This window comes from Bacillus sp. RO2, assembly GCF_012911845.1.
Classification (GTDB): domain Bacteria; phylum Bacillota; class Bacilli; order Bacillales; family Bacillaceae_I; genus Sutcliffiella_A.
Genome location: NZ_JAAXCU010000032.1, coordinates 18645 through 30998, shown reverse-complemented (window position 1 = coordinate 30998; position 12354 = coordinate 18645). Strand labels below are relative to the sequence as shown.

Here is a 12354-nt window from a genome sequence, read left to right as displayed (position 1 = left end):
GAAGGATGTTTTCCGTGAAAGCAATTTTAATCGGCGTAATAGCTTCTATGTTTTTTGCTGTGACCTTTATACTAAACCGTTCAATGGAACTCTCAGGTGGTAGCTGGCTATGGAGTTCGTCCTTGCGCTTCTTTTTTATGGTACCGTTTTTGCTTTTAATTGTATGGTTGAGGGGGAATCTTGGGCCACTATTTCGTGAAATGCGAACGGCCCCAATCGATTGGTTTCTTTGGAGTTTTACTGGCTTTGTCCTCTTTTACGGACCTATTACATTTGCTGCAGCATATGGCCCGGGCTGGCTTGTTGCAGGAACGTGGCAACTGACCATTATCGCAGGTGTTCTTTTAGGGCCCGTCTTTTATAAAATAGTGCAAGGAGTAAAAGTTCGTGAACGTATTCCAATGAGAGGGCTTATCATTTCTATGGTCATTTTTGCAGGGGTTTTGTTGATTCAGACACAACAGGGAAGTGATCTTACTGGATCCATGGTTATCTATGGTATTCTTCCTGTCGCCATTGCAGCCTTTGCCTATCCGCTTGGAAATAGGAAGATGATGGAGGTGTGCGGAGGTAGGCTGGATACGTTTCAACGAGTACTTGGCATGACTTTGGCTACAATCCCAGTCTGGTTACTTGTCGCTGTAAGGGGATATATAACGGTAGGCATACCTTCTGAGGAACAGGTTCTCCAGACTTTTATTGTGGCCATCAGTTCAGGAGTCATCGCGACCACCCTGTTCTTTATCGCTACTGACATGGTGAGAGGCAGTCAGGAAAAACTAGCCGCAGTGGAGGCAACACAATCGACGCAAGTCTTGTTTGTATTAATTGGAGAGATATTTCTTTTATCAACACCAATGCCCAATGGGATAGGGCTGCTAGGGTTATTCATCATAATCATTGGCATGCTTTTGCATAGCTTTTTTACGAAGAAAAGAATAAAACCAAAACAACTTGCTGCTTGAAGAGTGATTTTCTAGACTGAATCACTCTTTTTTTATTTTTTTATAAAATATTTTACCATTTTCAGAAAGTGAAATCTCAAGTGTCCCAACGTTTTTGAAAGAGGTCTGACAATCCTTTACAAAAACTATATGACATTTGTCATACTCTACATATGACACCTGCTACTAACTAAATTTTTTATATTGGATATAATAAATTTTATCAAGTCAACAACGAAGGGATTTAATAAAATGTCAATTCAAAATGAGATGAAAAACCTTAGAAAACAAGTTGCTCCTTTCGAAAAATCACAAACTAAAAAGAGTATCTGGCAGTTGATCAATACGCTAACTCCATTTTTCCTGTTATGGTATCTCACTTATATAAGCCTATCAGTATCTTATTGGCTGGCGTTGGTACCAGCCATCTTTGCTGCAGGGTTCATGACACGTATCTTCATTATTTTCCATGATTGCACACACCACTCTTTCTTCAAAAATAGAAAGTGGAACCGTGCAATAGGAACCGTAACGGGAGTACTAACTTTATTCCCATTCGATCAATGGGGACATGATCACTCCGTTCACCATGCTACAAGTGGAAACTTGGACAAGCGCGGTGTTGGTGATATCTGGACACTGACTGTGGAAGAATATAAAGCAGCATCTTTTAAGACTCGTTTATCTTATCGTCTGTATCGTAATCCTTTGGTAATGTTCGGATTAGGACCAATTTACACCTTCCTGATCAGAAACCGTTTCAACCGAAAAGAAGCAAGACAAAAAGAACGCAACAACTTATATCTGACAAACGTACTAATCGTTGCTGTCGCAGTATTATTAAGCTTAGCAATCGGTTGGCAATCATTTTTGATTGTCCACGGTACCATCTTTATGATTGCGGGAAGTGTAGGAATATGGTTGTTTTACGTACAACATACGTTTGAAGACTCCTATTTTGAAATGGATAAAGATTGGGAATATGTATTAGCTGCAGTTGAAGGAAGTTCCTACTACAAGCTGCCAAAGGTATTACAATTCCTAACAGGAAATATTGGCTACCACCACATACACCATTTAAGTCCAAGGGTACCAAACTATGAACTAGAAAAGTGTCATCATAATACACCACCACTTCAACATGTACCGACGATTACGTTGGCAACAAGTTTAAAATCATTGAAGTTCCGTTTATGGGATGAAAAGAGCAAGAATTTTGTAACCTTCAGAGAAGCAAAAAAGATGGTACACAACACAGTATCTAGAACAGAGATGAAACCAGAAGTTTAAAGCGATGAAAACCAATTCCAATTAATCAGGGATTGGTTTTTTTTATTGAAAAGCAATAAAGAGAGAGAAGTCCCCTATATAAAAATCTTCGTTAGCCGATATAATGAATAGGACATGTAAGAAAAAACAAAATATTACAAAAAAACATAGATTTAAGCATGTGTAACTTGTATAATTATGGTGATATATAGGAAAAAAGCACGAAATTACATAACGTTACTTCAGGAGAAAGTCACAGAACACATCGAGAGAATAATATAAAAAATTTGAGGGGGATTAAAATGAAGAGATTAGGTTTGCTTGCTTTCTTTACCATTTTGTTTTTAGGGGTTTCATTAGGACTATCTTCAAATGCGCATGCAGCAAGTGATGCAGATGTGGAAAAAGCACTAGAAATTATTGACGCAGCAAATATTGAAATGGATATGATTATTGAAACGGGTGTACAAGACGCTGACGCTTTATGGGCTGTGTACCTGGAAGAATTAGCAGTATTAGAAGGCGAATTAACAGAGTTAAACACTGAAATAGAAGAACTAGAGACAGCATTGGTAAACTCCACAGACAGCGTGCAACAAGCTGAACTTGGAGAAACACTGGAAGCTCTGCAAGTAGAAAAAGGATTATTAGAGGAGCGAATCGCTCAAAGAACGGCTCAATTTGACCAAGAGGTTGATGCAATTATTAGCTACGTATTTGATATTACTTTGCAAATGACACAGGATACCATTGATGAAGTGGCAGAATACGGTGTCGTAGCGGAGTGCTTCTGGAAGTATGTTAGATTTGCTGACCGTTGGGCTTGGATTGATCCTGTGCGAGTTGTAGCAACTTGATGTTAAATAAGTCAATATAAATTCTTTTGGGTTCGGGCTAAATTGATAGAGGTGAGTGAGTAGAGTGGCTTTTACGATTGGAAAGAAAGGTACTAGCTTAGAACAAGTTACTTTGAATAATTATGACATGAGTCTTATTGCCAAAGGTAACGCAACTGAAGTTATACTACAAAATATAAACAAAGGTAATATTTTTTATGTTTATCCAAGCGAAAATGAAGGAGTAATGGAGTTCTTTTTCATTCTGAGTGGAGAGTTACTTTGTGAAGTAAAAGGGGAAAAAATATACCTAGGTCCTGAAGATTACTTTACAGCGACAGATATAGAAGTCCCTGTTCATTTCTCAGCTATTACAAATGTAACTTATTTATGGGTAATTACAGAACCAACCTTTCATCAAATGAGTAATAGTATCAAGTCACTTAAAGACGTTGTTCAAAGAGTTGAACAAAGGGATGTTTACACTTTCAATCATAGTGAGAGAGTTGCTGAGTATTCAATAAAAATAGCTAAAAAGTTCTCCTTGTCTACTGATAGACTTGAGAATCTTTTTCTAGCTTCCATTCTTCATGATATAGGTAAAATAAATATTCCATCAGAAATCCTTAACAAGCCTGCTAAACTTACAGATGAGGAATTTGACCTTATTAAGAAACATCCTGAAGACGGAGCAGAAATGGTAAAAGACTTGTACTATGGTGAGACCATAGCTAAGATCATCGAACAGCACCATGAACGTTTAAATGGAAGAGGATATCCAAGAGGCCTTAAAGGAGAAGAAATTGTACTCGAAGCACGCATCATTGCAGTCAGCGATACCTTCGACGCAATGACAGAAGATCGCGCATATCGTGGTGCTTTCACTCCTGAATATGCCATAGACGAACTCCAAAGGCTGTCTCCATCCCAATATGATTCAGAAGTAGTTAATGCCCTTATCGAAGTTCTTCAAGAAGAAGGAAAACTAAAAGAAACAAGCCCTAAAGCATAATCTTGCTTTAGGGCTAGTTTTATTTCTTCGCTTTCTCGGCTTCGTCGGCAAATATGACACTCGCCATTTTCATTGCTTGTACAGCTTTGGGGAATCCTGCATACCCAGAACATTGAATGATGACTTCTTTTATTTGGTGTTCTGTCAGGCCAACACGTAGGGAAGCCCTAATATGAACATCTAGCTGTTCAAACGCACCTTGTGTGATCAAGGAACTTAGTGTGACCAGTTCTCTTTCAGCCAAGTTGAGTCCTTCGCGAGGGTAAAGCTCTCCGTATCCGAATCCAACAATCATTTCCCAAAAGTCAGGTGAAACTTCTTTCATTTTCTTCATTCCTTCTAGTGATTCAGCAGGGAACATTTTTTCAAGTGTTTCTATTCCTAATTCAAATCGATTCTTTTCCAATTTTATTGCCTCCCCATGGTAGGTGGTATTTCATCAGGGTCAACGATAACTTCGATGACGACTGGCGTTTTTTTAGTTTCTACAATTGTTAAACCTAATACAATCGCATTTTTTAAATCTAGTGGATTATAGCATTTATATGATTCAAGGCCCATTGAATTTGCAAAGGCCGCAATATCGAGTGGAGAGCTGTAGATGGCTCCAATTGATTTTCCGTTCATTTTCTTCATGCCTTTTTCCACCATATCCAGCCTACCATTGTTCAATACAATAAATAGGACAGAAGATTGGTAATTTAATGCAGTGGAAATTTCCGTTCCATGCATGAACATGCAACCGTCACCGACAAGGCACACGATTGGCTTATTTGGGGCAGCTATTTTTGCTCCTATTGAATAGCCAATTCCATGACCCATAGCACCGAATATATCATCAAAAATAAAACTGCCTGGCTGAAAAATGTCAAAATGTTTGATTCCGTAAAAGGTGTGGCTGCCATCGTCTCCAAATACGATGCTGTCTTCAGGAAGTTCGTTGCGCATTACTTTTATCGCTGATTCAGCAGACATATATTCAGAGGCCTTATTAAAGGGTACATCCTTAAGTTGCTTTGGTAGCAAAAACTTCGAACTATTGGTGGTTTTCACTCCTGCAAGATCTAATAAATGTTGAAGGTTGGAACGGATATCCCCCATCACTGGTGTAGTTGGCACCTTAATGCTTTTTCCAATGAAAGTAGAATCATAGTCAAAGTGTATCAAATGGTTAGGATACATATCTGGTGTAAATCCTGCAGTGGACATATCACTTAATTTCGACCCAATAACGATAAGTAAATCTATACCGGAACGAAGGTAGTCGGTTGCTTCTTTTGTTCCTCCCAATCCAAAAGCTCCAAGTGATAGGCTATGGTTGGAAATAAACGCGCCTTTTCCTCCCGGGGTAGTCATAACTGGAATTTTCCAATGTTCAGCTAAGAGCTGGATTTCCTGATATGCCTTGCTAGAATGAACCCCTTTTCCTAAGAATAGCAAAGGTCTTGTTGCATTTTGTAGCTCCATCTTTACTCTTTCGAGGTTGGTGGAGATCATTTCGATAGGTTTTGGTAGGTTTATTTCAAACGGTTCTATCTCTTCTAGTAAGATATCAAAAGGAATGGACAAGTGTACAGGGCCTTTTACACCTGACAAAGCCTTTTCCAAAGCATGTTGGAGTAGTGGTTGTAACATATCCCCACGTTCCACTCTGGCGCTGAATTTGGTGACATGCCGGAACATTTCTACAAGATCCGTGCCAAATATAGAGGAATCCTGTCCCATTCCTTTGCCTGTGTCTTTCATGGAAGGATGTCCGGTAATAATTAATACAGGAATATGTGATGCTTTTGCTTGGCCAGCAGCAGTTAATAGATTCGTTCCTCCAGGTCCGGAAGTCCCAATAGCAACCCCTATTTTACCGCTCATGAAAGAGTAGCCTGCAGCTGCAAAGCCCGCACCTGTTTCATGCTTACATAATACAAATTCAATATCTTCTTTATCAGATGCGTAAATGATGGGTGATATAGCCTTTCCTGGGATTCCAAATATATGTTGGACTTCCCACTTTTTAAAAAGTTTCGCCAAGATGGCAGCAGCAGTATCCATTTTCAACATTGTAGCAGAAGTATTCATTTGTAAATCCGATCCCCTTATACGTATATTTTCTCTATCTCTTTTAATAGCATTGGGTGTAATTGTTCAAATTGTTCTACTGAGATTGGCTTACTAAAAAGATAGCCTTGAATGGTGTCGCAATTGTATTTCTTTAAAAAGTCTAGTTGATCAATCGTCTCAACGCCCTCGGCAATAACGCGCAAACCAAGGTTGTGAGCAAGCGTAATAATAGCTTTCACAATATTTACATCATGATTATCTTTCAATACATCTCTTACAAAGGAACGGTCAATTTTCAGATAGTCAATAGGAAAGCTTTTGAGGTAACTTAAAGAGCTGTAGCCTGTCCCAAAGTCATCGATACTGATATAAACACCCAGGTCCTTTAATTGCTGAAGCACTTTCAAAGAATAATCAAAATCCATCGCCATAGATTCAGTGATTTCTACCACTAAATATTGTGGATCAAGGCCGGTACGCTCTAGTACACCTTGAACATGGCTTACAAGGTTCAGTTTGAAAAATTGTTGGGTGGAGAGATTAACAGCCACTTTGAACGGGGGCATGCCGGCATCTATCCATTTTTTGTTCTGTGCACAAGCCTCTTCAATTACCCATTCCCCAATATTAGTGATTAGTCCAGTTTCTTCGGCGAGGTCTATAAACTTATCTGGATAGATTAGACCGAGGGTAGGATGATTCCATCTGATTAATGCTTCCACGCCAATCATAGCTCCAGTATTGTTGCAAATCTGAGGCTGATAATGAAGGACAAACTCATTTCGTTCCAGCGCTTTACGCAAATCGGTTTCCAATTGTAATTCTTCTATTGCATTATGTAACATATCAGATGAGTACACTACATAGCGGTTCTTTCCTTGTGATTTCGCTTTATACATTGCATTATCGGCATATACCATGAAATCTTCAAGTGTAATTGAATTGTTTGGGTATATTGCCACACCTATACTGACAGTGGTATGAAACTCATGGGAGTTCACGGTAAATGGCTCCTTAAATTGCTCTAGTACATTATTAGCCATTTCCGTAACATATTGTTCGGACTCAAAATCTCGCAATAAGAAAATAAATTCATCCCCACCCATACGTGCAACCTTATCCTTTTCACCAAGGCATCCAACCAACCGATTTGTCACCTCAACTAGTAGAAGGTCACCATTGGAATGACCGAACGTATCATTAATGATCTTAAATCGATCCAGGTCAAGGAATAGAATGGCCATCTTCGTCTGTTTTCCTGATCGATTGTCTTGGATAAGAGATTCAATTTCCTTTTGTATGTAGCGTCTGTTTGGAAGATCCGTCAGGTCATCATGGTATGCCAGATAATTAAATTTTTCTTCTATAAAATAACGATCCGTAATATCACGGAATTGACCGAAGGCACCAACCATTTTATCTTCTTCATAGATCGGTTGTGCGTCAAAAAGACAGACTACCGGGTCACCATTTGGATTATTGAACTTTATTTCAACATTCTCATATTTTTTTTGATTTTCAATCACTTGTTTAAAATATTTACCTGTCAGTTCAGACTCAAAAATGGTCCTTCCAATCACAGACTCCCTTGTGCGATTAGAAATTTGCTGAGCAAACTCATTGAATTCTGTTGTGACGCCTTTTTCATCTGTAACTACAATTCCATTTCTCGTCCTACTTAACATTATTTGGTTCATAATGTTGAGTTTTCTATTTTGTTTCCTTAGTAAAAGTTCGCGTTCAATAGAGTCCACCACTTGCGATAGCATGGTTAAGAAGAGCGGGTTTTGGGATTGAATTGGCATCATAATACATACGCTGCCAAGTAAATCATTATCATCAGTATAATGTAATGCCGCACCGTAACAGGCAATTTGATGGAAAGCTTTGTGATAATGGTGATCTCCAATCAGGCTGATAGGATGGTTCTGTTGTAATGCTAAACTGATCACATTAGTACCAGTATCCGCTTGAGTAAATTGACTCCCCTTTTTAATACCAAACCGTTCAATTGTAGATTTAATCATTTCGTCCCCATCAATCTCCAGTAAAAATCCCTCAGCATCAGAGATTACGACAAGGATTGGTGTCCCTTTTAACGAGTTCAGCAACTTATTAGAAAAAAAACTAACAACAGATAAAATTTCTCCATAAGCTCGTCGCTTTTCTGCCAACTCTCCCCTTGTCATGAATTTTTTCGGACTTGGAATTTCTTCCGGGTCCATACCGCTCTCCAAACATCTTCTTTTAGAAGAAGCAATAAAGTACGGTTCTTTTTCACTCATTTACCAACACCTCAAATAATTAACAGTTACGTATAATTTCATATTAAGTGTATTAAGGGTAGATAGCAAAGGATAATTTACACAAATCGACATAAATTGTCGAGTGGGTAATTAGGAATGGGTACTTAGAACTGTTTTTATCTAGATGTTAAAGCATAAGTGAGTTTAAAAATTTTTTATTGGGTAATGTAAATGAGAGAGGAGAGTGGGAAACTATAAAATTATTTATACATAAAGCGAAATTATCTAATTTGTATTATAGATAATCAGGTACTACAATGAAAGCTGTAAGAAATGAAAACAACTTTTAGGAGGAATATGAAATGAGTAAACATATATTAATGGTAGTAACTACTGCAGATAAAATGAAAGACGGACACGAAACTGGACTATGGCTTTCTGAATTTGGCGAGGCGTATATAGAGTTTGCTAATAAAGGTTTCGAGATAACTGTTGCAAGTCCACTAGGCGGGAAAGCTCCTGTGGATGATAGAAGCTTAGAAGGTGGAGAGACACCTCAAGAAATCTTAGAAACAGCTCAATATTTAGAAAACACGATTAAATTAGACGAGGTCACTGACGTATCTAAATTTGACGCGATCTTCTTACCAGGTGGTCATGGTACGATGTTTGACCTGCCTGATAACGAGAAATTACACCAACTAATTCGCGACCTTTATGAAGCGGACAAGCTAGTTGCAGCAGTGTGCCATGGTCCAGCAGGCCTTGTGGGTGTGAAGCTTTCAGATGGAACTCCACTTGTAGCAGGCAAAACAGTAACAGCATTTACTGATGATGAGGAGAGAGAAACAACATTGGACAAGTATATGCCATTCCTATTGGAAACACGCTTACGCGAATTAGGAGCGGAAGTTATTGTAGCAGATAACTGGACAGATCACATGCAAGCAGACGGAAACCTTATCACAGGTCAAAACCCACAATCCACGATCAGCGTGGCAAAAGAAGTAGTGAAAAAACTAGGTTAAACACATTTATCCTGTAAGCAAGACTGCTCTTGCTTGCAGGAATTTTTTTGAGAATAATTGGATAAGGAGATTATCATGGAAAACTTTCAATACTACAACCCTACGAAATTAATTTTTGGTAGAGGGCAATTAAAAGCTTTAGAAACTGAAATTCCCCATTATGGAAAGCGCATCTTACTAGTATACGGCGGAGGGAGCGTCAAACGTACTGGACTATATGATCGTGTAATGAACATCCTCAATGAAATGGGGGCGCATGTGGAAGAACTGGGTGGCGTAGAACCAAACCCTCGCCTGACAACTGTTAACAAAGGAATTAACCTTATCAAAGAAAACAACCTCGATTTTATTTTAGCAGTGGGCGGCGGCAGTGTTATTGACTGCTCCAAAGCGATTGCAGCTGGAGCAAAGTATGATGGAGATGTATGGGACATTGTCATGAAAAAACATGTGCCAACTTCTGCTACTCCAATTGGTACGGTGTTGACTTTGGCTGCGACTGGGTCGGAAATGAATGGCGGGGCAGTCATCACTAACTGGGAGGAAAATGACAAGCGTTCATTCGGTTCCATTCTTACCTATCCACGCTTCAGTGTACTTGATCCAGAATTAACATACTCTGTCCCACGTGATCAAACAGTTTATGGAATTGTTGATATTATGTCTCATGTATTTGAGCAGTATTTCCATACAACTGAAAATGCACCTTTGCAGGACCGTATTGGTGAGTCCATTCTACGGACGATGATGGAAACGGCTCCTAAGTTATTAGATAATCTGGAAAGTTACGAACAACGTGAAGTAATGCTTCTTAATGGAACGTTTGCCCTAAACGGAACGCTATCCATGGGAGTAAAAACTGACTGGGCGACGCATATGATTGAGCATGCGGTGTCAGCTGTATATGATATTCCTCATGGTGGCGGCTTAGCTATTTTATTCCCACACTGGATGGCTTATGTGGCCGAGCAGAAGCCGGAAAAAGTAGCGCAGCTTGGCGTTAGGGTTTTTGATATACAAGCAAAAGGGAAATCATTGGAGGAAATTGCGAAAGAAACGATCAGGTCTTTACGTGAGTTCTGGACAAGCATTGGTGCTCCTGTGGCATTGGCTGACTATGATATCTCAGATGAACAGTTGGACCTTATGGCAGAACGTGCAATGGTACGAGAAACAATTGGAGGATATGTACCATTGGAAAAAGAAGATGTGAAAACTATCCTTCGACATGCATTATAATTTTTTTAAGGAAGGTGAGTGTTGTTGATGAAACCTATCACAATTAATGCCATTATGACTGCCAAACCTGGTAAAGAGGATGACCTGTTTCAGGAAATGCAGAAAATGGTGGCACCATCGCGCGCTGAAAAAGGCTGTGAGGAATACTCCTTGCATCAGTCCGTTGAGCAAGAAGGTGTCTTCGTTTTCTATGAAACTTGGCAGGATGAAGATGCTTTAAAAGAACATATTGAAACAGAACACTATCAAAACTATCGACGTAAAATAGAAAGTTTAGTGGAAAAACGGGAAGTATATAGACTAACTAAGGTCTAAATTAATATATGAAATTGCACCGTTCTTCTTAGTGAAGTGCGGTGCTTTCGTATAGGAAAAGGAATGCAAAAAGTGTGATTGATTTTGAATGGTATCGCAGTTTTATAAGTATATACAAACATGGTTCAGTATCTGCAGCAGCCAAGGCGAGAATTCTAACGCAGCCGGCAATGAGCCAGCACTTGGCTGCATTGGAAGCAGAGATGGGAGAGCCTCTTTTTGTCCGTGCCCCTCGCAAAATGATTCCCACAGAAAAGGGGAAAGAGCTGTATACAAAAATTGTTCCTTTGATTGAAAAGCTAGAGATTACCAGCATGGAGTTAAGGAATGATTCCAACCAACCTTCCCTTGCACCAATAGTTAAGCTTGGTACCCCTCCAGAATATTTTACAAAAGCCGCAATTAAAAAGTTTAAAGGATTAGATCTTCGGCTATCTGTACAGTTTGGGGTGGCACAGGAATTGCAGGAAAAGCTTAGTGCAGGGGAGGTAGATTTGGTTATTACCACACAAAAAACCCCTTTCGCAGGCGTTGAATATAAGAAAATTGAGGACGAAGTGTTTGTAGTAGTGGCACCGGTAGATAGTGAGACTGATTCTGGTGCGAAGTCCTTGGAACAGATAGAAGATTGGTTAAAGGGACAGAAGTGGTTAAGTTATGGAACCGAACTACCTATTGTACGACGATACTGGCGTGAGCATTTCAATAAACGACCCGAAATCCAGCCGTCTCATGTGATTCCAGATTTAAGAGCTGTGTTGGGAGCAATAGAAAACAACATGGGGATAAGTGTGCTGCCTACCTATCTGGTAAAGGATTCAATAGAGGCAGGAAAAACAAAGATATTATTCCCGCAACTCTCGGTAGAAAACACTATTTACCTGGCTTTTAAAATGGAAAACAGTGATCATCCACATGTTCGGGAGATTTTGAGGAGATTGAAGCGGTAGGGGGGGGCTGGTGTCTCTCCGCCCGAAGTGCTGTTGGAAAGTGGGGAACGGTAGTAGAGAGAGCGTCTCTCCGTCCGAAATGGTGAGGAAAAGTGGGAAACGGTAGTAGAGAGAGCGCCTCTCCGCCCGAAATGAAGAGGGAAGATGGGAAACGGTAGTAGAGAGAGCGTCTCTCCACCCGAAATGAAGAGGGAAAGTAGGAAACGGTAGTAGAGAGAGCGTCTCTCCGCCCTAAATGAAGTGGGAAAGAGTGAAACGGTAGTAGAGAGAGCGTCTCTCCGCCCGAAATGAAGAGGGGAAGAGGAAAACGGTAGTAGAGAAGGTGTCTCTCCGCCCGAAATGTTGTTGGAAAGAGGGAAACGGTAGTAGAGAGAGCGTCTCTCCGCCCGAAATGAAGTGGGAAAGAGGAAAACAGTAGTAGAGAGTACGTCTAAAAAAAGTGGACACATAGCTAACG

General features: G+C 39.8%; 11 protein-coding genes. 8 read left to right on the top strand and 3 right to left on the bottom strand.

Annotation, left to right across the window (positions count from 1 at the left end; translation table 11 throughout):
- Positions 1-14: 14 nt before the first annotated feature.
- The 4 genes from HF078_RS07410 (at position 15) to HF078_RS07395 (ending at position 4061) form a co-directional block, all read left to right on the top strand.
- Complete coding sequence (locus HF078_RS07410) at positions 15-965, top strand: multidrug resistance efflux transporter family protein (protein ID WP_169290555.1); 951 nt, start codon at positions 15-17, stop codon at positions 963-965.
- Between the two features lie 231 nt (positions 966-1196).
- Complete coding sequence (gene desA, locus HF078_RS07405) at positions 1197-2234, top strand: Delta(5) desaturase DesA (protein ID WP_169290554.1); 1038 nt, start codon at positions 1197-1199, stop codon at positions 2232-2234.
- A 281-nt stretch (positions 2235-2515) separates the two neighbouring features.
- Complete coding sequence (locus tag HF078_RS07400) at positions 2516-3070, top strand: hypothetical protein (protein WP_169290553.1); 555 nt, start codon at positions 2516-2518, stop codon at positions 3068-3070.
- A 64-nt stretch (positions 3071-3134) separates the two neighbouring features.
- Entirely contained in the window at positions 3135-4061 is a 927-nt protein-coding gene (locus HF078_RS07395; RefSeq protein WP_169290552.1) for an HD domain-containing phosphohydrolase, read from the top strand.
- A gap of 19 nt (positions 4062-4080) precedes the next feature.
- Here the strand turns inward: HF078_RS07395 and HF078_RS07390 are convergent, their stop codons facing one another.
- From HF078_RS07390 to HF078_RS07380, 3 genes are read right to left on the bottom strand one after another with little or no spacing between them, the layout of a single operon-like run.
- Entirely contained in the window at positions 4081-4467 is a 387-nt protein-coding gene (locus HF078_RS07390) for a carboxymuconolactone decarboxylase family protein (RefSeq protein WP_240951695.1), read from the bottom strand.
- A 2-nt stretch (positions 4468-4469) separates the two neighbouring features.
- Entirely contained in the window at positions 4470-6137 is a 1668-nt protein-coding gene (locus HF078_RS07385) for a thiamine pyrophosphate-binding protein (protein ID WP_240951694.1), read from the bottom strand.
- A gap of 17 nt (positions 6138-6154) precedes the next feature.
- A complete protein-coding gene (locus HF078_RS07380) occupies positions 6155-8404 on the bottom strand; it encodes an EAL domain-containing protein (protein WP_169290551.1) in 2250 nt (749 codons plus the stop codon).
- Positions 8405-8727: 323 nt separating this feature from the next.
- Here HF078_RS07380 and HF078_RS07375 point away from each other — a divergent pair, with 323 nt between their 5' ends.
- The 4 genes from HF078_RS07375 (at position 8728) to HF078_RS07360 (ending at position 11897) form a co-directional block, all read left to right on the top strand.
- The gene (locus HF078_RS07375) at positions 8728-9393 is read left to right on the top strand and encodes a type 1 glutamine amidotransferase domain-containing protein (RefSeq protein ID WP_169290550.1); all 666 of its coding nucleotides are present in this window, start codon (positions 8728-8730) and stop codon (positions 9391-9393) included.
- Between the two features lie 75 nt (positions 9394-9468).
- Positions 9469-10632, top strand: a complete 1164-nt coding sequence (locus HF078_RS07370) for an iron-containing alcohol dehydrogenase (protein ID WP_169290549.1) — start codon at positions 9469-9471, stop codon at positions 10630-10632.
- 27 nt (positions 10633-10659) lie between these two features.
- Positions 10660-10947 carry a putative quinol monooxygenase gene (locus tag HF078_RS07365; protein ID WP_169290548.1) on the top strand — a complete coding sequence of 96 codons (288 nt, stop codon included), beginning with the start codon at positions 10660-10662 and terminating at the stop codon, positions 10945-10947.
- 74 nt (positions 10948-11021) lie between these two features.
- Positions 11022-11897, top strand: coding sequence for a LysR substrate-binding domain-containing protein (locus HF078_RS07360; RefSeq protein ID WP_169290547.1), 876 nt, complete (start codon positions 11022-11024; stop codon positions 11895-11897).
- The last annotated feature ends 457 nt before the right edge of the window (positions 11898-12354 follow it).